A 21,996-nucleotide genomic window follows, 5' to 3' on the forward strand; every position below is an offset into this window, starting at 1 on the left:
CAGTTTGGCCGGCCGCCCGTTAAACCTACGTCGAGTCCGGTGGCCCCTCGGCGTCCTCCTGGTCGCCGTAGCCGCCACCGCCTGGCGTCTCGACGCGCACCGTCGTTCCCGCCGCCACGTCGCGAGTCACCTTCGCCGGCACCCTCTCACCGTCGATTTCGTTGCGCCCGGGCGCCCCGTCCGCGCCGCCGGCCAGCCCCCACGGTGCCGTCCGCCGGCGCTCGGTCAACAGCGAGACGGTCGCCGCCTCCTCGAGGGTGAGTGCGCGGACGAGGCCGTCGCCGCCGCGGTGCCGGCCCGCGCCACCGCTCCCGTCGCGCAGGCGGTACTCGTCGACTCTGAGGGGGTAAGCCGCTTCGAGCGCCTCGACGGGCGTGTTCAGGGTGTTGGTCATGCCGACCTGCACCCCCGACGGGCCGTCGGCGTCCGCGCTCGCCCCCATCCCGCCGCCGACCGTCTCGTAGTAACTGAACTCTGGGCCGCCGACGACGAGGTTGTTCATCGTCCCCTGACCGGCCGCCGGGACCCGCTCAGGGACCGCCTCGGCCAGCGCACGGAACACGACGTCGGTCACGCGCTGACTCGTCTCCACGTTGCCGCCGACCACCGCGGCCGGAGGCTCCGGGTTCAACAGCGACCCCGGCGGTGCCCGGACGGTCACGGGGTCGTAACACCCGTCGTTGGGGGGCACGTCCGGGTCGGTGACCGACCGGACGACGAAGTACACAGCGCTCTTCGCGACGGACAGCGGCGCGTTCACGTTCCCCGCCACCTGCGGGGCGGTCCCCGAGAAGTCCACGTCGAGCGTCGCGCCGTCGACGGTCACCGTCACCTCGATGGGGATGTCCGCGTCGGTGACGCCGTCCCCCTCCAGCACGTCGCCGGCGGTGTAGGTGCCGTCCGGGAACTCGCGGAGTTCCGCCTCGACGCGCTCCTGGGAGTACTCCCGCACGGCGTCGAACGCCGTCAGCAGGCGCTCGCCGTGGTCGGCCAGCAACTCCGCGACTCGCTCGGCCCCGCGCTCGTTGGCCCCGAGTTGCGCCCGCAGGTCGGCCCGCCGTTCGGCCGGGTTGCGGACGTTCGCTTCGAGGAGGTCCCAGACGCTGTCGCGTCGCTCGCCGCCGGCGACGAGTCTAGTCGGCGGGATGCGCAGGCCCTCCTGTTGGATGTCTCGTGCGCCCGCGGGCATGCTCCCCGACGCCATCCCGCCCACGTCCGCGTGGTGGGCCCGCGAGACGGCGTAGCCGACGATTTCGCCTCCGCTCGGCGGGCCCGAGGCGCGGGACGTCTGGCTATCCGGTGCGATGGGCGAGACGAGCGTCACGTCGGGGAGGTGGGTCCCGCCGGCGAAGGGGTCGTTCAGGACGAACACGTCGCCCGGTTCGGGGTCCCGGTCGAGGACGGCGTCGACAGCCTCCGGCATCGCACCGAGGTGGACCGGGATGTGTTCGGCCTGCGCGACGAGATTCCCCGACCCGTCGAACAGCGCCGTCGAGCAGTCCCGGCGCTCGGTGATGTTCGGGGAGAACGCCCCCCTGATGAGAACCTGCCCCATCTCCTCGGCGACGCTCTCTAGCTGGTTGCGCAGGATTTCGAGTTCGACGGCGTCGAGGTCGTGGTCCGTCATCGCGTCACCTCCGGTGTACCGGCCACGAGGTCGTTCGCGCGCCTCTCGTCGGCGGTCATCGCTGTGCCTCCAGTCGGAGGGTCCCGCGGTCGTCGGCGGTCAGCGTCCACTCCGGCGGGACGACGACGGTGCTCTCGCCGCCCTCGACGATGGCCGGGCCGTCACGGTCGGCGTCGGGTCGGAGCGCCCCCCAGTCGAGAATCGGCGTCTCGTGCCACCGCTCACCGAACGACGCGTCGCGCGTCCCCGTCTGTGGCCCCCCGTCGCTCCGGTCGTGGGTTATCTGCGGCATCTCGTGAGGGACCGTCGCGGTCACCCGGAGCGTGACCAGTTCGACGGCGGCCTCGGAGAGGCGGTAGCCGTGGGACTGCTCGTGGGTCGCGTGGAACCGCGCCGCGAGGGTCGCGCGGTCGAAGTCCTCGATTTCGACCCCGAGTTCGTGGCTCTGGCCTGCGTATCGACAGTCGGCCTCGACGGTGACCGTCGCCGCGTCGGGGTCGCCCGTCTCGGCCAATACCTCGGCTTCGAGGTCGGCGAGGACCGACGCCACCGCGTCGGCGTCCACCTCGTCCAGTCGAGTCCGGTAGGTCCGGACAGCGTCGTGTCGCTCGTCGGCGGCGAGCAGACCCAGCGCCGAGAGGACGCCGCTCGCGCGCGGGACGACCACCGTGGCGACGCCGAGTCGGTCGGCGAGCGCCGCCGCGTGCATCGGCCCGGCACCGCCGAACGCCGCGATTGCGAACTCGCGGGGGTCGTGACCGCGCTCGGCCGTGACGCTCCGGATGGTCCGCGTCATCGTCGCGTTCGCCACCCGGTAGACGCCGCGAGCGGCCGCGAGCGGACCGTCCAGTCCCGCCTCGGCCGCGAGGTCGGCCAGCGCGTCCCGCGCGGCGTCGGCGTCCAGTTCGACGGCCCCGCCCAGCGTCGCGTCGGGACCGAGATAGCCCAGCACGAGCGCCGCGTCGGTCACGGTGGGGTCGGTGCCGCCCCTGCCGTAACAGGCCGGTCCGGGGTCCGCGCCGGCCGACTGCGGCCCGACCCGGAGCGCCCCGCCAGCGTCGACCCACGCGATGGACCCGCCGCCGGCCCCGACCGTCTCCACGTCGACCATCGGGACCCGGAGCGGACGGCCACCCACGTCGGCGGCCGCAGTCCGTTCGACGGTGCCCGCCCTGACGAGCGAGACGTCGCTGGAGGTACCGCCCATGTCGAAGGTCACGAGGCCGTCGGCGTCCGCCGGTTCGAACGCGCTCGCGCCGACGACGCCCGCCGCCGGCCCCGACAGCGCCGTCGTCACCGCGTGGCCCCGCACCGTCTCGGCGTCGGCGATGCCGCCGTTGGACTGCATCACGCGCGGTTCGGGGAGGCCCCGTTCTTCGGCCCCTGCGACCAGTCGCCCGAGGTAGTCGTCGATGACCGGCGTGACGTAGGCGTCGGCCACCGTGGTCGCGGTGCGTTCGTACTCCCGGAACGCCGCGAGCACCTCGTGGCTGGCCGACACCGGCGCGTCGAGTGCCTCGCGGAGCGTCTCGGCGACCCGTCGCTCGTTCTGGGGATGTGCGTAGGCGTGGAGGAACGACACCGCGACGGCGTCGGCGTCGATTTCGGCGGCGAGGTCACGCGCCGCGCTCTCGTCGGCGCTCTGTTCGATGCCCTCGGTGGTCGCTCGCTCTGTGAGTTCGTAGCGGCGCTCGGCGGGCACCAGCGGGTCGGGTCTGGCGACCGACTGGTCGTACAACTCGGGGCGGTCCTGTCGCCCGATGGCCAGTACGTCGCCGAACCCCGCCGTTGTCACCAGCGCCGTCTCCGCGCCGTCGGCTTCGAGGAGGGCGTTCGTCGCCACAGTCGTCGCGTGCCGGAACCGGTCGATTTCGCTCGGGTCGACACCGGCCGCCTCGCAGGCCGCGGCGACCCCCGAGAGTACCCCTTCGTGTTGGGGTCGCGTCGTCGGCACCTTGGCCGTCGTCAGCCCCGTCTCGTCGACGAGGACGACGTCGGTGAAGGTGCCGCCGACGTCGACGCCCAACCGGACCGAATCGTCCATGGGTCGTCTCCGAGCGCCGGGCGCAAAAACGGTGGCCTAGTTCCACGTCCAGTTCGAGTCGAGCGCGTAGCGGTACAACCCCGTCAGCGCGATTGCCACGCCGTTGGCGACGAGGTAGTCCGTCGCGCTCCACGACACCAGCGCCCAGAGGATGCCCAGTTGGAGGGGGATGGCCGTCCCGCGGACGAGGTTCGTCTTGCCCATCCCGACGAGGTACTCGCGCATCGAGTTGTGCCGCGAGCGGTGGAACGTCCACGCGTTGTTGAGGACGTACTGGAACAGGATTGTCGTCTCGATGGCGACGAACGCGGCCACCAGATAGTTCACGCGGCCGAGGTCGACGAACATCCAGAGGAGCGCCGTCTGGATGCCCGCCGCCGTCAGGCCGACGAGGAAGAACCGGACGAGTCGCTGTCGTCGCGGTGAGGTGGCGACGGCGAACGACATACTGGCCTACTTATAACCGAGTGCCTTTAAACGTGCCGCTATTTCGTCTGACGCCTGTCCGTCACCGCCGCTCTCACCGGCGTCTGCGGCGGTTTCGAGTCGCTGGACGTGGTCGGCGACGGCGGCCGAGAGTCGGTCAAGCACCGGCGGCGGCGCGGTGTCGTCGGTGGCCGCCGAACAGAGGTCACGTCGTTCCCCAGGGTCCTCGCGCCTGTCGTACAGTTCCTGAAGCCCGGACTCGGTGTGTTCGATGTACGTCCAGCGGTCGTCCCGGGCGCTGACCAGCAACTCACCGTCGTCGAGGCGGCGCGGGATGGGTTGACTCGTCACGCTCTCGCCCCGGACGGCCACGGAGACCAGCGGAGTGCGGTCCGCCACCTCCTCGCCGTCCACCGCCGGAGCGACCGACTCGCCCTCCCACGCGGGGTGGGGTTCGACCCCGAGGAGGTCACACACCGTCGGCGCAATCGTGTCGAGACCGACCGGTTCGCTGACCGTCACGCTCTCGCCGTCGGGGTGGGTCACGACGTACGGCACCTCTACGAGTTCGCCGTACAGTTTGGGGTAGTGAGCGAGGTGCCCGTGGTCCAGAAACTCCTCGCCGTGGTCGCCGGCGACGACGACGGCCGTCTCGTCGGCCATCCCCTCGTCGTCGAGGGTGTCGAGGAGTCGACCCACGCTCTGGTCGACCTGTCGGACCGTCCCGTCGTACAGCGTCCTGAGCGTCCCGAGCGTTCGCTCGTCGACGTCCCACCCGAGGCCGGTCCGGATGTGCGCGCCGAGCATCCGGAACAGACTGAAGTGGGTGTCAGAGACCTCTCGGAGGTGTCGCGGGGCCGGGACGTACGGGGTGTGGGTGTCCATGTAGTGGACCCACAAGAAGAACCCGTCGCCGGTCGATTCGAGGAACTCGGTCGCGTGCTGTTCTAAGTCGCCCATCCGGGAGACGTCCGCGAACGGGCGGGCGTCGGACTCGCCGCGGAGGGCGGCGGCGGCCCGGCGGAACGGCGACGTCGCGAGTTGGACCCACGCCTGTACCGTCGGGTGCGCGGCGAGGTACTTGCTGTACCCGCCGCTGTCTACGAACGGTTCGAACTCGTCGAACCCGCGGTCGTACCCCCAGTGGTCGGTGAGGAACCCGTTCGCGGCGTTGAACCCGGCGGTCCCGACGCCCGCCGACGAGAGGCGTTCGGCGAGCGTCGGCGTCGACGCCACGCCGATGTCGGCGCCCTCGTCGAACACCGGACGGGACCCGTGGACGCTGGGGAAGGAGAAGGGCGTCCAGTTGCCGTGGGCCATGGCGTTCTCGAAGACGACCCCGTCCGCCACGAGGTCGTCAAGCACCGGGGACGCGCTGTCGGGTCCACCGAGCGCGTCGGCCCGGAGCGAGTCGACGGTGACGAGGACGACGTTCTCCACTTCCGCCGGCACCTACACCACCCCTGTAGCCGTACGCGCCACGTCCGTCGAGACCGCTACATCGGGGGTACGCCCGGTGTCGCGACCGCACCGTCGCGAATCGTGCATACGGTAGCAACTCGGTACGCGGTACTGAAGGTTCTGGTTGCCGCGTCCGGCCGGCGGCGGGCCGAGACCCCCGAATCCGCCGCCGGCCGTCGAATCTCGACCGAGACGGCGGCGGCGCGGTTCAAGCCGAATTTAACCATCCAGCGACCATTTAGTGAGAGCGAGCGAACCACTCGACTGCACATGACAGCGAACTGCCCTCCAGACGCAGTCCGGTCGCCGGACCGCGTCACCGGTTCGTATCGCAACGGCACCACACGCTCGGAGGTGGGTCGATGACCGCGCGGTCGCTGGCGCTCGTCGGCCTCCTCCTCTCGGCCGCGATGGTCGGCGTCGGCCCCGCACTGGCCGACCAGACCGCGAGCATCGACGACGAGAGTCTCCCGCTGGCGGCGGCCGAGCAACAGGTCGTCACCGGCGAGACGTCCGTCGCGCCGGGGTCGGAACTGACCGTCCGCCTCCGGTCGAGCGACACGGCGTCGCCGTTCCTCCGCCAGCAGAGCGCCCGCGTCGCGGACGACGGCAGTTTCGCCGCCGTCTTCGACATGAGCAGCGTCCCGGCCGACACCTCGTACGAACTGACGGTCCTCTACGACGGGTCGGCGCTCGCAGAGCGCGACGGGACGGTGGTGGCCTGCGACGACGACTGCACCGACGCGGTGCCGGCGACGCCGACTCCGACCCCCGAACCCAGCGGCGAGAACGTCGTCAGCGTGGCGCAGGGCGACGTCGCGGAGATTGCCGTCCCGACGAACGGGTCCGAGACGGCGGTGTTCTCCCTCGGAAGCGGCGAGGTCAACTACCTCGTCAACGCCTCGCTCACCGACGGCGACGGCGACGGCACGGTGACGCTCCTGTTCGACACCGCGAACGCCGGCACCGACGGCGAGACCCTGTCGGTGGCCGACGGGGACGACTCGCTGACGGTCACTCGGGAGGAACCCGAACTCCCGTCGACGCTCGACCCAGCATCCTACGAGTACCGCGTCTTCTTCGGCGAGGGAACCGACGGGTCGCCGGACGACGTCGGGACGCTCCTCGTGGAGTCGAACGAGAGCGCACAGGAGCAGTTCGAGGTCGACGACGCTCCGGCGTTCGGCTTCGAGCGGAACGTCTACAGGGCTCGGCAGGGCGAGACGGCCCGACTGACCGTCACGCTTGCCGACGCCGAGGCCGCGACGGTGTCCATCGGCGGCCGCGAGAGCGGGTACGAAATCAACGCGACCGTTCGCGACGGCGACGGCGACGGCACCGTCACGCTTCTGTTCGACACCGCGGCCGCCGGTCGGGACGGGACGACGCTCTCGACTGCCGCGGCCGCCGACAGCGTGACCGTCGAACCCGGCTCCGAAGTCGCCCGTGACACGCGCCTCGACGCGACCGACTACGACCTCACGCTGTACCGCGGGACCGGCGTCACCGACGGCGCGGACGACATCGGGACGCTCTCGCTCCAGCAGAGCGAGGACACCGCCGACCGCGAACCGACCGCCACCGTCTCCGAGGGGCCGACGAACGACGACAGGACCCAACCCGGTGTCGTCCTCTCGCTCGGTCCGGGGAGCATCGCGCTGGGTGCCGGGAGCCTCGTCGCCATCGCCGGTCTCGGCGTCCTCCTCCGGCCGTTCCTGTGAGCACACACGACGACAGCACTCTTTTCGCGACGGACGCGAACGGTCTTGCGAGGCCCGAACCCTCGGCGGTCGAGCGCGTCAGTACGCCGGCGCGTCCCGCCGCCCCAGCGTGAACGCGACGACGGCCAGCACCGCGAGACAGCCACAGAAGAAGAGGAGACCGGGTTCCGCGAGTTCGAAGACGAACCACGCGAGCGACCCGGCAGGGTCGGTCTGCGGGGCGTTCGGGCTGGCCGGACCGAGGACGCCGCTGCCGCCGGCCGGGGTGGCGATGCGCTCTGCGCCCCACTGGACGAACAGGCTGGCGACCCCCAGCAGTCCGAGGCCGGCGACCACGTCCGTCAGCGACTGCTGGAGGCGCGGCCGCAGGTCGTGGTTCCCGACCAACACGATGGGGTCGCTGGCCGGCGCGTAGACGGTCATCTCGTTGCCCTTCTCGGAGTACACCGTGTCGATGGGTTCGACGAGGCCCGCCGCCTCGAGGTTCGAGATGTGGTAGTGGACGTTCTGGACGGAGGTGTCACAGCGCCGCGCTATCTCCGAGGCGGTTCCGGGCTGGTCGAACAGGGTTCGGAACAGCGAGCGACTCGTGTCCGAGGAGAGGGCGTCGAGCACCTCGTCGGTGTCGGCGTCGTCGACGTCCAGCACCCGCGGTCGCTCGTCGGGCGTCCCCGTCCGCTCCTGTATCCGGTCGATGAGTCCCGACATCGTCTCTACTACACCGTCACGCCGGTACCCGTATAGCCGTTCGCTTGGCTAAAAAACGCGTTTAACCGCCTGCACTCGTCTCGTTGTCCGCGGCGTCGACGGCCTCGGCCGGGTCGACGAGGCCGTGGCCCGAGGCGTAGTCGACGCCCGGCGGGCCGACGTCCCGGGCGGTGAGTTCCAACAGCAGTTCGACGTGACGGGGCGAGAGCGACCCGTCGGCGTCGAGGAGGAGCGCCGCCGCCGCGCCGACGTAGGGTGCCGCCGCCGAGGACCCGACGAAGCCGTTCTCGGTCAGGGCGGCGAACCGCCGGTTCGGGGCCACCACGTCCACGCCGGTCCGTCCGTCCGCGGTGGGGCCGCGGGAACTGAACGGTTCGACCCGCTCGACTCGCGTATCGTACGCGCCGACGGTGACGACGCCGCGTGCGGTGCCGGGCGCGACGACACTGCCACGCGCTCGGGCGTGTTCGAACTCGTGGGTCGGCGAGACGAGGCGGAGGCGCGCCCCGGTCGGTTCGTCCGGTCCGCGAATCACGACGACGTACCGGCCGGGCGAGACGTCCGCGACGATGCGCTCGTTCGGGACGTCGTCCGCGGGATAGGGTTGTGAGCGTGCGACCAGTCGCGTCGCCGACCCGTTGGTCCAGTACAGTTCGGCCGTGTAGTCCTCGTCGGCGTGGGCGCGGTCCCACGAGAGCCAGATGGTCACGTCGGTACCGCCGCCGATGGCGGTCCGGTTCCTCGCCGACCCGTTCTCTCCCGTCGCGAACACCACGGTCCCGTTCTCCACGCCGTCGGCGTCGTACGTGCCCCGCCAGTGCGAGGCCGCGAGGTTGCCCGCCGGCGCGACGAACACCGTCCCGGACTCGGTCGTTCGCTCGGCGACGCTCGCGGCCGCCCCGGTGCCGTCGCCGGGATGCCCGTAGAACGACACCGGGGCGACGACCACGTCCACGCCGGCCGCTCTGAGCCACTCGACCGCCCGGCGGTAGCTCTCGACGCCGTCGACCCGCGCGAGGTAGAGCGTCGCGTCCGGGGCCGTCCGGGCGACGACTGTCGCCGCGGCGGTACCGTGACTGTTCGGGGCCTCCGACACCGACCGAGTCCCGAAGGCCCGGGCCATCCTGACGCGGCGCGCGAGTGCCGGAGCGTCGGTGTCGAACCCGGTGACGTCGACGACACCGACGGAGACGTTCTCGCCGGTCACTCCCCGCTCGTGGAGGGCGGCGAACCCGCGAACCTCGTCGGCGGCGTTCGCGCTCGCGGGGTCGGCGGGGTCCTGTGCGAGGGGCGCTTGGACATGGGCCGTCGTCGCCGCGAGCGCACCCAACGCGCCGGTGAGGGCGACCACCGCGACGGCGGCGACGAGGAGCGCCCCCCGCGGCGAACTACCCATCCCCCACCTCCACGTCCGCGGCCGAGTCGCGCACCCAATCGGGGCGTGGCACCGAGACGGACCCCGTGTCGACGACCCGGTACGTGTACGACCGAGTGCGTGTCCGTCGCCCCCACTTGTTGGTCTCGACGGTGACCAGCGTCGCCGACAGCGCCGTCACTCGCCCCTCGGCGGTGACGACGGCCTGTGCCTCGAAGCGGACAGTGTCCGCCTCCAGCAGGTCGCCGTCCGGCGGCGTGTACGTGGTCGTCGTGAGGACGTACCGGTCCGGGGACCCCGCCTCGACGGCGGCCACGTCGTACCGCCCGGCGGCGAGCCACGTTTCGAGTCGTCCGGTCAGGTATCGCGCGGACGGTCCCATCGGCCCGTCGATGCGCTCGGTTCGACCGGCGTCGACGAACCGTCGGGCCCCGACGCCGCCCCGTTGCCACCGTTCCACTCTGGACCGCTCCGTGGGCGTCTCCGTGACCTGTCGACGCCAGAGCGTCCCGTTGCCGTCTGTCAGCGTCCGCGTGCGAACCGTCCGGTTCGGGTCGTCACCGACGGTACTCCGGCGTGCCCGAGTCGTCTCGACGGCGGCGCTCACCCCCTCGAGCGAGCGTTCGTGCGCCCGGACGAGCGCCGTCGCGTTCTCGACGCCGTCGTCGACCCCCGGCGGGGACGCCCGCGTCGTCGCGAGGGCGTCCGCGTCGGTGGCCTCCGCACCCAACCCCGAACACCCCGCACCGAGCACCAGCAACCCCGCGAGGACCACTCGACACCACGTCATAGTCGGCCTATCGAGCGGAGGTACCTAATCCCCCTGCGTGACTCAAAACGCGATTGTAGTTGCCCTCGCGTGTCGATAGCTTTAGCACCGCGCGCCCGTATCGGAGAAGCGATGCCCTCCACCACCCGCCGCGCGTTCCTCGGAGCGACGGCCGCGGGCCTCGCCGGCCTCGCAGGCTGTGACTCGCTCGAGTCCGACGACCCGACGGTCGAGTTCACGCTCCACGTCGACCGACTCGACCGCTCGCTGGCCGAGACGCTACTGTGGACGCCGCCCGAGAGCGCCGACGCCCATCCCGTCCAGCGGACCAGACGCCGAGCCGTGGACGCCGCCGTTGCCGGCGAGCGGTTCAGCACCTACGGCTACGGCGCCGTCCCCGACGGCGAGTACGTCGAACACGACGGCCGGTACTACCTGTTGCACGACGTGGTCACCGGGAGCGAGCGCATCGAGCGGTCGGTCCTCCGCCTGTCGTGGGTCGGCCGCGTCGAGGACGAGGAGACGCCCGAGGCGACGCCGCGCGAGGACCTCCCGGCGTTCGACCAGAACGCGGTGATGCCGGCGTACTTCGCGGCCAGAGCCGAGGAGTACGGCGGCGGTGCGCCGTGGAGTCTCGTCGAACAGGGCGGGTTCGTCTATCGCCACCTCGACGAGACCGAGAGCGAACTGGCTCCTGACCCCGAACACGAGTACGTCAGCGTCCACGGGACGGTGCTGGAGGTCACGGTGGCACAGGAGGTGCTCGTCGAACCGGAACACACGGGGTTCGCGACCGAGGTGGCAGACAGCGCCACGGCCTTTGACGAGGTGGCCGACGCCACCGCCGTCGAGGCGCGCCTCTCCCCCGACGACCTGACTGCCGACGTCCGAGACCTGTTCGAGCGGGCCCGTGGGTTAGAGCAGTACAGCGAGACGCTCCCGCTCTCGGACACCTTCGAAGCGCTGTTGGCTTCCCTCCGCCTGCGGGACGCGCTCGACTGTTCGCCCGAGAACTGCCGCCCGAGGATGTACGAGACGGAGTACCTGGCCTACGACGGCGAGTACTACGACTGTGCGCTGTACGTCAACGTCACGGAGTAGCCTCGTTCGCCGTCGTCTCGGCCGCCCGCGCTCGCAATCGCTCCAGCCGTGCCGTCGTCGGCGGGTGGGTGGCGAACGCCTGCGCGATGAGACGACGGAGGGGCGCGAGAACGCCGTCGCCGTGGTCCGTCGACGGTTCGACGATGGCGAAGGCGGCGACGGTGGTCGTCCGGAAGTCGCGGCTCGGCCGCTCGGCGACGGCGCCGTCGATGCGCTCCAGTGCGCTCGCGAGCGCCGCCGGGTCGCCGGTGATGGCTACCGCACCCGCGTCGGCGGTGAACTCCGGGCACGGGCGAGCGACGCCGTGAGCAACTGCCCGCAGAACCAGACCGGGAAGACGAGTCCGAGGCCCACGGTCAGCAGGGCGTCGGCGTAGTCGGCCCGACTCGGGTGGCCGTGTTCGACGCCCGTGGTCGGCCCCGACAGCAGGTCGCGGACCCGTTCGGCCGCGCCGACTGGGAGGGCCGCCGCCGTCAGCACCGCAGCGTCGCGGTTCGCCACGTGTGCGAGTTCGTGCGCGACGACCGCCTCGCGTTCGGCGGGCGACAGCAGGTCGAGCAACCCCTCGCTGACGACCAGTCGCGCCGCGTCGGGCCGAAACCCGCTCGTCAGCGACAGCGGCGTCTCGGTCGGCGCGACGTACACCGCCGGAACGGGCACGTCGGCCTGCCGAGCGACCGACCGGACCAGTGCGAGGAGGTCCGGGTTCGATTCGACGTCGACCCGCCGTGCACCTATCGCGGCGACGGCGTGTCGCGAGGCGTCTCGCTCGCCCCAGACGACGGCCGCGAGCACCGCGAGCGTCGCGGCGCCACCGGCGAGTAGAATCACGTCGAGCGTCACGCCGACGCCGGGGTCGGGCGCGGCCACGACGATGGCGACGCCGAGAAACAGCGTGAGGACCGCACCCGTCGCCAGCATCGCCGCGCCGACGGTCAATAGCAGGAGGAGCAACGCGACGCCCATCCGTACCCGGAGGGCGGGGTCGGGGGACCAGTCCATGCGACTGGCTTGGACCAACGGCGGAATAAATCACCCGTCGGGGGGTCGTCACCGGCGCGGGGCGGTTCACCCGCGTCACTGCGGGTCGGGGTCGTAGTCGGGGCCGACGCGGAGGTCCAGCGTTCGCTCGGCCACCGAGAGGTCCAGCGCCTCGTGTTCGGCGAGTTCGCCGTCGCGGCTGAACGTCACCGGGTCGCCGTGGCCGTCGATGGAGATGTCTCGGGCGCGGACGTGGGTGACGCCGTCGGTGTCCTGTGCCAGCAGTCGGTGGCCGATGGCCTCCGCGACGAGGTTGCCCGCCGGCATCCGTTCGACGATTGCCACGTCCAGCAGGCCATCCTCCATGTTCGCCTGTCCGCCGCGCTCGACGAACTTCCGGGCGTTGCCCACGAGCAGACACGTCGCTTCGCCGGACCACGTGAAAGGGCCGTCCTCGCCGACGGCCTCGATGGAGAGGTCCAGTCCGTCGAACTCCAGGGCCTCCTGTGTGCCGGTGATGAGGAAGGCGAGCGTGCCGAACCGGCCCTTCAGGTCCCCGGAGGTGGCGACGCTGGCGTCGGCGGGCAGGCCCGCGATACAGGAGACGAGGAACGGTTCGCCGTCCGCGACGCCCACGTCGACGGTGCGCGTCTCGCCGGTGTCGGCCACCTCGGCGCCCTGCTGGAGGTCCGCCACGCCGATGGTGCCCGCGAGCAGGTTCGCCGTCCCGGCGGGGACGACGCTCAGCGTCACGTCGTCGAGGTGGTCGGCGTCGTGGAGGCCGCGCAACACCTCGTTGACGGTGCCGTCGCCGCCGCAGACCGCCACCTCCGAGACGCCGTCCCGCCCGGCTTGGCGGCCCAGTTCGACGGCGTCGCCCGCCCCCTGCGTCACCTCGACGGCGAACCCGCGGGCGCGAAGCAGGCGCTCGACGTACTCGGCGTGGTCGCCCTCCCCGCTGACGGGGTTGACGATGCACCGCCGGGAGCCGACTTGCATACCCGAACCGAGAGGCCTCCGGCACTTAGTTACCCGGTTGTCGCCGTCCGCCCTGCCGGAGGCACAGCCTACAACCGCGTCCGCGTCGTCGGACCGACAGGCATGAGCGACCTCCGCCTTCGACGCTACGACCCGGGAGACGCCGACGCGGTGTGGGACCTCCACGAGTGGGCGATGGGCGAGACGGAGACCGACCCCGGGGACGTGCCCGGCACTGAGGACCTGCGGGACGTCGAGGCGGCCTATCTCGACACCGGCGGCGCGTTCCTCGTCGGCGTCCTCGATACCGACGACGTCGATTCAGACCGCTCGCCGCCGCCCGTCCACGACGGCGTCCTCGTGGCGATGGGCGGGATACTCCCGAACGAGGCGGGACACGCCGACGAGCGTACCGTCCCCGGCGCGGCCGAACTCCACCGGATGCGCGTCGCGCCGACCCACCAGCGGCGGGGGTACGGCCGCGAACTGCTCCGGCGGTTGGAGGCGGCGGCGGCCGACCGCGGGTTCGAGACGCTACTTGCGACGACGGCGCTCACGCAACCCGCGGCCGTCGAGTTCTACCGCGAGGCGGGGTACGCGGACGTCGACCGGTCGACGGTGGCTGGCTACGAACTGGTCCACTTCGAGAAGCGGGTGTGAGCAGGGCTCAGGCCGATTGTCCGCCGTTCGGTTCGAACGCCGCCACGAGTTTCTCGGGGAGCGATTCCGGCGAGAACAGCGAGACGACGTCGCCCGCCTCGACGATAGTGTCTCCTTTCGGCGTGAGGCTCCGGTCGCCACGTTCGATGCTCACGACCAGTACCTCGTCGGGTAGCGCACCGGTGCGGTTGGCCTCTTCGAGCGTCTTGCCCGAGATGGCGGCGTCCTCGGAGACGGTGAACTCGACGAGTTCGGCGCCGCCCGCGACGCTCTGGAAGTCGGTTATCGCCGTCCGCTCGCCCTCGTTCTCGGGGCCGAAGGGCTGGTAGGGGAAGAACGACTCGTCGCGGATGATGGCCTCGCGCTCGATTGTGAGACCGAGGCTGGACAGCGTCTGCGCGATGCGGGCCGTGTCCTCGGTGTCACGGGCGATGGCCGTGACGACGAGGTTCTGCTGGCCCGCCACGAGTTCGCGGACGTTCACCACACCCGAGACGGTGCTCGCGCGGTTGGCGAGGTCCGACCGCTCGCTCACGGGCGCCGTACAGGTGAACTGCATGGTCAGCATGCCGTCGACGGCCTCGTAGTCGATGTGGGCGTGATACCCCTCGACGACGCCGGCGTCCTCCAGTTGCCGAATCCGGTTGCGTATCGTGGCCGGCGTGACGTCCGCCTCCTCTGCGATGGTCGGCGCCGAGGTGTTTCGCGCGTCCGACGCGAGATAGTACAAAATACGCCGGTCTATCTCGTCGAATCGGTAATCCATGTCGGAGATAGTTTTCGAATCGGTAAAGGCGCTTCCCTGCCTCGACGGCGTTCGGCCACCTCGACGCGGGAACATTCTCGCCTTGCTTACCGAATCGAAAATATACGAGACTTAGAAATTTTGACTCGGAAATATAGCCGCTAAGTTTTTACGATACCAGCATAGACGGGACAGTATGACGAACGAACGCGACCGCTCACCGATGGAACGACTTCGAGAGTACTACGAAGACGAGGAACTCGTCTGCCCCGACTGCGGCTACGAAGACGAGGACGGGAGTTGGGCCGGCGAGACGAACGGGAGCGAGGTCCACTACGAACACGAGTGTCCGAAGTGCGGGTCGGTCCGGGAGCACACGCTGACGCTGACCGGTGAGTGACACCCGGTGCCCGTCGGCCCCGACCGGGACAGTCGACCGCACTCAGGACAGGTCGAACTTCTCGGCGGCGGTCTGCATGTCCTTGTCACCCCGACCGCAGAGATTGACGAGGATGGTGTCGTGACGGTCCTCCTCCGCGAGTTTGATAGCCAGCGCGATGGCGTGGCTGGGTTCCAGCGCCGGGATGATGCCCTCGCTCTCGCTCAGTTCGCGGAAGGCGGCCAGCGCCTCCTCGTCGGTGACGCCGTGGTACTCCGCTCGGCCGAGCGACTGGAGGGCGGCGTGTTCCGGGCCGACGGCAGGGTAGTCGAGGCCGGCGCTGACGGAGTGGTTCTCCGTCTCGTCGTCGATGACCCGGGTCTTCATGCCCTGGAAAATCTGTGGCTCCTCCTGCTTGGTCGCCGACAGCGGTGCGGAGTGTCGTCCCGAGTCCAGCCCCTCGCCGGCCGGTTCCGCGCCGTACAGCGCCACGTCGTCCTCCTTGAACGCGTGGAACAGGCCGATGGCGTTCGACCCGCCGCCGACGCAGGCCACGCAGGCGTCGGGGAGGTCTCCGTGTAGCTCCCGTATCTGCTCGCGGGCCTCGTTGCCGATGACCGACTGGAACTCTCGGACCATCCGCGGGAACGGGTCCGGTCCGACGGCGCTCCCGACGAGGTAGTGGGTGTGCTCGGTGTTCTGCGCGAAGTCCTCCAGCGCGGCGTCGACGGCCTCCGCGAGACCCTCGTTGCCCCGTGAGACGGGTTCGACCTCGGCCCCCATCAGGCGCATGCGGAAGACGTTCATCTCCTGTCGCTGCATGTCGTGACGGCCCATGTACACCGTCGTGTCCATGTCCAGCAACGCCCCGACCATCGCCGTCGCGGTGCCGTGCTGACCGGCCCCCGTCTCGGCGATGAGGCGCTCCTTCCCCGCTTTCTTCGCCAGTAGCGCCTGTCCGAGGGTGTTGTTGAGTTTGTGCGCGCCGCCGTGGAGCAAGTCCTCGTGTTTGAAGTAGATGTTCGCGCCGTAGCGCTCGCTGAGCGTCTCGGCGTGGAACACCGGTGTCGGTCGCCCGGCGAAGTGCTTCAGCAGGTGGTCGAGTTCCTCCCGGAACGACTCGTCGTCGCGCAACTCGTCGAACGTCGCCGCCAGTTCGGAAAGCGGTTCTTCGAGCGGTTCCGGCACGTGTCGTCCACCGAACTCTTCGAATTCTCCGGGTGAAGACATGCGAGACACTGACGGCCGGGCAGGCTAAAAGTTACTGCCGGTTTCGGGGCCGAGCATGAAGCGTCAACGAGGGGTATTAACAGACTGGTTGTCGTACGAAATATGTCATGTCAGGACTTGGCAAGGTACTGGACAGGCGGAGCGTTCTGAAAGGGGTCGGCACACTGCTCGGCGGGGTCGCAGTGCGTCCCCAGTTGGTCGCCGCGGGAACCGCGGACCGCTATATCGTGACGACGACGGGAACGGGTGTCGCCCGCCGTCTCGCGGATGCCGGCTTTTCGGTCACGCGTGAACTCGCCGGCGGCCGCGTCCTCCTCGCGTCCGGGACCGGCGACCCAGCGGACGTTCGCGGCGTCGAGAGCGCCGTCCCCGACGTCCGACTCCGACTCGAACGCCCGGCGAAGACGGTGCAGCGACCGGACGCCGCGGCCGACACGAGAGACGAGTCGCTGTACCCGAAGCAGTGGGACAAGCAGACGACCGACACCGCCGCCGCCCACGACGTGACGACCGGCGAGGGCGCGACAATCGCCGTCGTCGATACCGGGTCGGACCTCGACCACCCGGACCTCGCGCCCAACCTCACGTCGGGGGCGCTGTTCCGGCGCGTCGCCGGCACCGGCGAGGGCGACGGGGTCTTCACGGGTACGGGCGTCGACGTGCGCGTCCCGTCGGACCCGCTGACCGACGCCGACGCGGTGACGAACGCCGACGGAACCGTCGTCGGCTACGACCCCGACGCCTTCGAGATAGACGCGAGTCGCGACGCCTCCGACGACGTGGACGGCCACGGGTCCCACGTCGCGGGCATCGCCGCCGCTTCGGTCGGTGAAGAGGTCACTGACGGCTTCACCGGCATTGCCGGCACAGCGCCGGGCGCGACTGTCGTCCCCCATCGCGTGTTCTACTGGGTGCGCGAAGATGTTACCTTCGAAGGCGAAGACGGAGAGCGAACCGAGGAACTGGTGGTCACGTCGACGACGACGGCGGACATCCTCGCGGCCATCGACTACGCGGCGAACGTCGTCGGCGTCGACGCGATGAACCTCTCCATCGGGACGCCGCCGCTCCCCCCGCAACTCAACAGCGACGGGTTCCGACAGGCCTACCGGCAGGTGGTGCAGGACGCCGTCTCGGCGGGGAGCGTCGTCGTCGTCAGCGCGGGCAACAGCGGGACGGAACTCAATCGAGGCGGCCTGTTCACCGTCCCAAACAGCGTCCCCGGCGCGACGAGCGTCGCCGCCACGGGCCCGAACGACGAACTCGTCTTCTACTCGAACTACGGGGCCAACGAGGTTACGCTGGCCGCCCCCGGTGGCGGGTACGAGACGCTCGAGAAGACGCTCTCGGGGGACACCGAGTGGCCGTTCCCGACCAATCTCGTCCTCTCGACGACGCCGCCGGACGTCTACGGCGCCGCCTACTCGTACTTCGCGGGCACCTCGATGGCCGCACCACAGGTGACCGGTGCGGCGGCGCTGGTGGCGGCGGCCAATCCGGACCTCGGCCCCAATCAAATCGAGTCCGTGCTGACGAACACCGCGACGGAGGCGAGCGGTCGGGACGTAGACGAGTTGGGCGGTGGCGTCCTGAACGTCGCCGACGCCGTCCGGGCCGCCGCCGACCGTCGATAAGGGGCGGTGGCGTCTGAGGGCGATTCACTCCCCGTGACCCGCACGCGCGAGAGCGTGGGCCCGTTCGTTCTCGCCGCGGTCCACCGCCCGGTACGTGACGAGCGGAATCGCGTCGACGCACTCGCGGATGGCGTCCACCCGCTGGCGGGCGACGAGGTCACCCGGACGCGCCGGCTCCCTCGGGTCCACGGCCCGGAGGACCGCGTCGGCGTCGCCGTGGACGTGGAGCGACGCCACCGTGGTCGGGTACGCTTCGACGGCGCGTACGGCCTCCAGTAGCGCTCGGTACTCCAGGTGGGCGCTGGAGACGAAGGCGTCGATGCGCATCGACCGCTCGACGACCGCCTCTGTCCCGTCCTCGACGAGAAACCCGACGGCCGCCGACGTGGGCGTCCCGTTGTCCGCTCCGTACAGCACGCTCGCGTCGAAGTAGAGGAGCAGAGACGGGGCAGTCGGACGGTCGTCCGTCGGCGGCATACCAGCGTCTGCGAGTGACCGACGCAAAACCCCGTCGGTGGATGTCCCGGGGAGTCTGCGAGCGCGTATACGCTCGAGTACTACGTATACTGGGTGTTCAAGACCCGCCCCCTGCTCGCCTCGGCGACGGGACCACGCATCGAGTAGCCGCGACGGCGCTCGCGGTTACCGGTCGAGTTTCGGCCCCGGTTTCCACGTGTTGCCTTCGAGGACGACGAGGTCGTACTGTTCGAGCACCTGCATGGCGTCAACGACGGCCTCGGGGTCGTAGGAGGCGGTCATGTCGGCGGGCAACTGCTCGGCGATTGCGCTGCGGGTCCCGCCGTTGATGCGGACGACGGTGTCGAGGAGCGTCTCGAGGTCCACCAGCACCGGCGTCAGCGAGACGCTCTCTGTCCCCTCGGTATCGAGTTTCGACATTACCTCGTCGTAACTGCCCGTAATCTCCATCGAGACGGCGACCGTTTCGTCGTCGGTGTCGGTTTCGTCTGCCATTATCCCATAGATGAGACCACAAGCGGAAATACGTTGCCGTATCGACGGTATCGAGTCTGGGAGTCGGCCATTTGCTGGCAGTAGCGGCGTACCGACGCGTGACGACGGCGAGCGTCGTCGACCCCCGGTACTTTGTCCGTGCCACCGGGTAGTGTCGATAGGACCATGTCCGCACACACGCCCCGCGTCGCGGTCCTCGACCACGACGCCCACGGTATTCCCGCCGCAGAGTACGCCGAGATTCTCCGGCGACGCCTCCCGGAGTACACGGTCAGCCTCGCCGCGACACCGTCCGACCGCGAACGACTCCTCGGCGAGGCGAGCGTCGTCGCCGGCAGCAGTATAGACGAAGCCGACCTCGAGAGTGCCGAGAACCTGTGCCTGTTCGCGTGTAACTCCGCCGGCGTCGACCACCTCCCGCTCGACGCGCTGGCCGACCGGGGCGTCGCCGTGACGAACGCTTCGGGCGTCCACGGCCCGAACATCGCCGAACACGTCCTCGGGTGGGTGCTCACGTTCGTCCGCCGACTGGACGAGGGGCGGCGCCGACAGGAACGCCGCGAGTGGCGGAAGTTTCAGGCGTTCACCGAACTCGCCGGCAGCACCGTGACCGTCGTCGGCCTCGGCGCTATCGGCGAGGCCATCGTCCAGCGTCTCTCGGGGTTCGACGTGACGACTATCGGCGTCCGACACACTCCCTCGAAGGGCGGCCCCACCGACGAGGTGGTCGGTTACGACGGCCTCCCCGACGTACTGGGCCGGACGGACGTACTCGTCCTCGCCTGTCCGCTGACGGAGACCACCGAGGGCCTCGTGGGCGAGACGGAACTCGACGCCTTGCCGACAGACGCCGTCCTCGTCAACGTCGCCCGCGGCGGGGTCGTCGAGACGCCGGCGTTGGTCCGTGCGCTCCAGTCGAACGACGTCCACGGCGCGGCGCTGGACGTCACCGACCCGGAACCCCTGCCGCGCGACCACGACCTCTGGGGGTTCGAGAACGTCTTCCTCACGCCGCACGTCTCCGGCCACACGCCGAAGTACTGGGAGCGGCGGGCGGACATCCTCGTCGAGAACCTCTCTCGGGTCGCCGAGAGCGGTACCTACGAGGGCCTCCGGAATCAGGTGGTCTGAAGAGAGGGAGTCCCAGCGGCGAGTCGACAAATCGGAGTGCCGTACGAGAGGAGGCGAGTGGCTCAGTTCCCGGCGGCGGTATCTCGGCCGTCGCCGGCCGCCCGTTCGAGACGCGCCGCGACGAACCGTGTGGCGGCGGGGACGCCGCGTGCGTACGCCGCGACGCGCGTGAACGACGCGTAGGCCTCGTCGGCGTCGGCGTATCCCTCCCGCATCTCCCAGAGCGTGCCACGCCGCAGGGACAGCGCCAGTCGCGTGAGCGCGACGGCCAGCGGCGACGGGTCACCGTCCAGCGCCTCTCGCAACGCCCGTCCCGCGTCGGCAGCGGCCTCCCGGACCGTCGTCTCAGTCACCTCGTCCGGGTACCGGTGCTCTCGGACGCCCGTGACCACCGCCGAGGCGACTCTCGCGACCAACAGCGCCCGTCCGTACTCGACGACGGCCGTCGCGTACCGTCCGTCGTCGCTCGCCTCGCGGGCCTGTTCCCGGCGGTACACCAGCGACCGCGTCGCGTCCTGAAACAGGGGCCGGTCGACGCCGCTCAGTTCCCGCCCGAACGCCGCGTCGCGCCGCTCGACGTAGGGGTCGAGGCCCTGTGCCGTCTCGCCGAGCGAGCGGCGGAGCCGTGCCGACGCTGTGGCGAGCGTCGGCCCGTGTGCCGTCGCCGCCGAGTCGAGGACGGCCGCTCGAAGCGCTGCCGCGTCGCCGACGGCCGCGGCCGCCCGCTCGACGCTCTCGACCGCCTCACCGACGCGGAACGGCGCTGCGAGCGGGTCGGACGGGTACGCCCGCCGGGGCTGGACGCTCGACCGTGCGGACTCGACCAACCGCTCGACCGGCGCGTGTACGGCGACGGCAGTGACCGGGTCGGATGCGCGGTACGTCGACCCGGCCCACAGACTCCCGATGCGCTCTCGGACCGACTGCCGACGGGCCGCGAGGTCGGCCGCCCCGTCGGTCCCGGTCGCGGCCTGATAGGCGGCCTCGAAGGCCGCCGCGTCCGACCGGTAGTCCCGCCAGTCCTCGAGCCACCTCAGCGGCAACCGGTCGTCGGGCGGCGACGCCGGCGGCCTGTCGTCGGCGTCGGGTCGCCGGTGTTCGAGTTCCTGCCGGACCGCCTCGTTGGGAATCGACGGGTCGTCCGGAACCCGGTCGAGCAGTGTCCGAGCGCGGTCCCGGTGTCGCGTCGCGCGGTCGTCGAGGACGGACCCGGGAAACGGTGGAGACGGGGCCGGCACTGGCCGTATCTCCCCCGCGAGCGCCTCGACGTCCACGGCGGGACGCTCCTCGTCCTCGGTCCACGACAGCGACGAACAGCCTGCGAGCCCACTCAACCCGACGCCGCAGGCCGCGAGCAGGTCGCGCCGCTTCACGACCCGTCACTCCCGTTTCGAGGGACGACTTCGGCCGTGAACGCGACGGGGCGGTCCGGAAACCGGCACGAACTGGACATCCCCGTCCCGTGGCCGGAGGACTGGTCTCCGGAGAACGGCAACCGGACGGCGATGCCGACCGAGTCAGTGTCGTCGGTCGAACAGGCGACATCGGCGGGCTTGCGAGCGCGACAGAAGTCCCCGTGCGGGTCACCCGCCGGGTCTTGTGACATCGAGGCGAGGCGAACCTCGTGGCAGGCGTCGACCGCCGTGGCGAACAGGTACACCGACTCCGTCTCGAAGTCCGTCGCGTCGACGAACGACCGGAGTCGCCGGGCCTCGGGGACGGACCCGAACGTCAACTCCTCGAACGCCGCTCTGGAGGCGAGGTGGTCGCTGGCGCGGAACACCGTCTCCTCGGCCGTGTCGGAACTCGGGAGCGTCTCGCCTCGCGTGAACAGGGGTTCGCCGTCCGCGTTACGGACGTGTTCTGACTCGTAGTCCTCGACGAGGCGGTGGCCGCCGTCGTCGACGTCTGGCGGCGGTGCGGGTTCGTCCCCCGTCTCACAGCCGGCGAGTGCGACCGCGAGACCGCTGGAGAGGGCGGTGAGGGTGCGTCTGCGGGACCAATCAGGCATGGCAGACGGCATACGCCGCGTCACCAAACGTTTTGTGGACGGC

The 21,996-nt window shown here is 70.5% G+C and carries 22 protein-coding genes; 7 read left to right on the forward strand and 15 right to left on the reverse strand.

What is annotated here, in order from left to right:
• Nucleotides 1-25: 25 nt before the first annotated feature.
• From Hhyl6_RS04570 to Hhyl6_RS04585, 4 genes are read right to left on the reverse strand one after another with little or no spacing between them, the layout of a single operon-like run.
• A complete protein-coding gene (locus Hhyl6_RS04570; protein ID WP_483738041.1) occupies nucleotides 26-1,627 on the reverse strand; it encodes a hydantoinase B/oxoprolinase family protein in 1,602 nt (533 codons plus the stop codon).
• Between the two features lie 55 nt (nucleotides 1,628-1,682).
• Nucleotides 1,683-3,671, reverse strand: a complete 1,989-nt coding sequence (locus Hhyl6_RS04575) for a hydantoinase/oxoprolinase family protein (protein WP_483738042.1) — start codon at nucleotides 3,669-3,671, stop codon at nucleotides 1,683-1,685.
• A 36-nt stretch (nucleotides 3,672-3,707) separates the two neighbouring features.
• Nucleotides 3,708-4,118 (reverse strand): GtrA family protein, encoded by a 411-nt coding sequence (locus tag Hhyl6_RS04580; RefSeq protein ID WP_483738043.1) that lies wholly within the window; start codon nucleotides 4,116-4,118, stop codon nucleotides 3,708-3,710.
• A 6-nt stretch (nucleotides 4,119-4,124) separates the two neighbouring features.
• The gene (locus Hhyl6_RS04585; RefSeq protein ID WP_483738044.1) at nucleotides 4,125-5,549 is read right to left on the reverse strand and encodes a sulfatase family protein; all 1,425 of its coding nucleotides are present in this window, start codon (nucleotides 5,547-5,549) and stop codon (nucleotides 4,125-4,127) included.
• Nucleotides 5,550-5,920: 371 nt separating this feature from the next.
• On the opposite strand from Hhyl6_RS04585, the gene Hhyl6_RS04590 reads away from it, so the two are divergent.
• The gene (locus Hhyl6_RS04590) at nucleotides 5,921-7,279 is read left to right on the forward strand and encodes a DUF7827 domain-containing protein (protein WP_483738045.1); all 1,359 of its coding nucleotides are present in this window, start codon (nucleotides 5,921-5,923) and stop codon (nucleotides 7,277-7,279) included.
• Nucleotides 7,280-7,357: 78 nt separating this feature from the next.
• On the opposite strand, the gene Hhyl6_RS04595 is transcribed toward Hhyl6_RS04590, so the two are convergent.
• From Hhyl6_RS04595 to Hhyl6_RS04605, 3 genes are all read right to left on the reverse strand, one after another.
• Nucleotides 7,358-7,987, reverse strand: coding sequence for an ArsR/SmtB family transcription factor (locus Hhyl6_RS04595; protein ID WP_483738046.1), 630 nt, complete (start codon nucleotides 7,985-7,987; stop codon nucleotides 7,358-7,360).
• A gap of 61 nt (nucleotides 7,988-8,048) precedes the next feature.
• Nucleotides 8,049-9,383 carry a S8 family serine peptidase gene (locus tag Hhyl6_RS04600; RefSeq protein ID WP_483738047.1) on the reverse strand — a complete coding sequence of 445 codons (1,335 nt, stop codon included), beginning with the start codon at nucleotides 9,381-9,383 and terminating at the stop codon, nucleotides 8,049-8,051.
• Nucleotides 9,376-10,152, reverse strand: a complete 777-nt coding sequence (locus Hhyl6_RS04605; RefSeq protein WP_483738048.1) for a hypothetical protein — start codon at nucleotides 10,150-10,152, stop codon at nucleotides 9,376-9,378. Before Hhyl6_RS04605 ends, Hhyl6_RS04600 begins: the two co-directional genes overlap by 8 nt.
• Before the next feature lie 111 nt (nucleotides 10,153-10,263).
• Between Hhyl6_RS04605 and Hhyl6_RS04610 the strand changes: the two genes are divergently transcribed.
• A complete protein-coding gene (locus tag Hhyl6_RS04610; protein ID WP_483738049.1) occupies nucleotides 10,264-11,232 on the forward strand; it encodes a hypothetical protein in 969 nt (322 codons plus the stop codon).
• An 86-nt stretch (nucleotides 11,233-11,318) separates the two neighbouring features.
• Nucleotides 11,319-11,540 carry a hypothetical protein gene (locus Hhyl6_RS04615; protein ID WP_483738050.1) on the forward strand — a complete coding sequence of 74 codons (222 nt, stop codon included), beginning with the start codon at nucleotides 11,319-11,321 and terminating at the stop codon, nucleotides 11,538-11,540.
• Here Hhyl6_RS04615 and Hhyl6_RS04620 read toward each other — a convergent pair.
• Nucleotides 11,488-12,234 (reverse strand): M48 family metallopeptidase, encoded by a 747-nt coding sequence (locus tag Hhyl6_RS04620; RefSeq protein WP_483738051.1) that lies wholly within the window; start codon nucleotides 12,232-12,234, stop codon nucleotides 11,488-11,490. The two genes, Hhyl6_RS04615 and Hhyl6_RS04620, sit on opposite strands and share 53 nt — an antisense overlap.
• 75 nt (nucleotides 12,235-12,309) lie before the next feature.
• Nucleotides 12,310-13,212 carry a diacylglycerol/lipid kinase family protein gene (locus tag Hhyl6_RS04625; protein ID WP_483738052.1) on the reverse strand — a complete coding sequence of 301 codons (903 nt, stop codon included), beginning with the start codon at nucleotides 13,210-13,212 and terminating at the stop codon, nucleotides 12,310-12,312.
• Between the two features lie 102 nt (nucleotides 13,213-13,314).
• Here Hhyl6_RS04625 and Hhyl6_RS04630 point away from each other — a divergent pair, with 102 nt between their 5' ends.
• Nucleotides 13,315-13,851: a GNAT family N-acetyltransferase gene (locus Hhyl6_RS04630; RefSeq protein ID WP_483738053.1), complete on the forward strand. Its 537-nt coding sequence runs from the start codon at nucleotides 13,315-13,317 to the stop codon at nucleotides 13,849-13,851.
• A 7-nt stretch (nucleotides 13,852-13,858) separates the two neighbouring features.
• On the opposite strand, the gene Hhyl6_RS04635 is transcribed toward Hhyl6_RS04630, so the two are convergent.
• Nucleotides 13,859-14,617 carry an Lrp/AsnC family transcriptional regulator gene (locus tag Hhyl6_RS04635; RefSeq protein ID WP_483738054.1) on the reverse strand — a complete coding sequence of 253 codons (759 nt, stop codon included), beginning with the start codon at nucleotides 14,615-14,617 and terminating at the stop codon, nucleotides 13,859-13,861.
• 175 nt (nucleotides 14,618-14,792) lie between these two features.
• Here Hhyl6_RS04635 and Hhyl6_RS04640 point away from each other — a divergent pair, with 175 nt between their 5' ends.
• Nucleotides 14,793-14,996, forward strand: coding sequence for an HVO_0649 family zinc finger protein (locus tag Hhyl6_RS04640; RefSeq protein ID WP_483738055.1), 204 nt, complete (start codon nucleotides 14,793-14,795; stop codon nucleotides 14,994-14,996).
• 42 nt (nucleotides 14,997-15,038) lie between these two features.
• Here the strand turns inward: Hhyl6_RS04640 and trpB are convergent, their stop codons facing one another.
• Entirely contained in the window at nucleotides 15,039-16,205 is a 1,167-nt protein-coding gene (gene trpB / locus Hhyl6_RS04645; RefSeq protein WP_483738056.1) for a tryptophan synthase subunit beta, read from the reverse strand.
• 107 nt (nucleotides 16,206-16,312) lie between these two features.
• Here trpB and Hhyl6_RS04650 point away from each other — a divergent pair, with 107 nt between their 5' ends.
• Nucleotides 16,313-17,839 carry a S8 family serine peptidase gene (locus Hhyl6_RS04650; protein WP_483738057.1) on the forward strand — a complete coding sequence of 509 codons (1,527 nt, stop codon included), beginning with the start codon at nucleotides 16,313-16,315 and terminating at the stop codon, nucleotides 17,837-17,839.
• 24 nt (nucleotides 17,840-17,863) lie between these two features.
• Here the strand turns inward: Hhyl6_RS04650 and Hhyl6_RS04655 are convergent, their stop codons facing one another.
• A complete protein-coding gene (locus Hhyl6_RS04655; protein ID WP_483738058.1) occupies nucleotides 17,864-18,316 on the reverse strand; it encodes a reverse transcriptase-like protein in 453 nt (150 codons plus the stop codon).
• Nucleotides 18,317-18,481: 165 nt separating this feature from the next.
• On the reverse strand, nucleotides 18,482-18,811 hold the full coding sequence (locus Hhyl6_RS04660; protein ID WP_483738059.1) for a hypothetical protein: 330 nt from the start codon (nucleotides 18,809-18,811) through the stop codon (nucleotides 18,482-18,484).
• A gap of 165 nt (nucleotides 18,812-18,976) precedes the next feature.
• Between Hhyl6_RS04660 and Hhyl6_RS04665 the strand changes: the two genes are divergently transcribed.
• Nucleotides 18,977-19,942 carry a D-2-hydroxyacid dehydrogenase gene (locus Hhyl6_RS04665; protein ID WP_483738060.1) on the forward strand — a complete coding sequence of 322 codons (966 nt, stop codon included), beginning with the start codon at nucleotides 18,977-18,979 and terminating at the stop codon, nucleotides 19,940-19,942.
• A 62-nt stretch (nucleotides 19,943-20,004) separates the two neighbouring features.
• On the opposite strand, the gene Hhyl6_RS04670 is transcribed toward Hhyl6_RS04665, so the two are convergent.
• Entirely contained in the window at nucleotides 20,005-21,315 is a 1,311-nt protein-coding gene (locus Hhyl6_RS04670) for a hypothetical protein (RefSeq protein ID WP_483738061.1), read from the reverse strand.
• On the reverse strand, nucleotides 21,312-21,953 hold the full coding sequence (locus Hhyl6_RS04675; RefSeq protein ID WP_483738062.1) for a hypothetical protein: 642 nt from the start codon (nucleotides 21,951-21,953) through the stop codon (nucleotides 21,312-21,314). Before Hhyl6_RS04675 ends, Hhyl6_RS04670 begins: the two co-directional genes overlap by 4 nt.
• Nucleotides 21,954-21,996: the final 43 nt, after the last annotated feature.

It is taken from the genome of Haloarcula sp. H-hyl6, assembly GCF_056934455.1.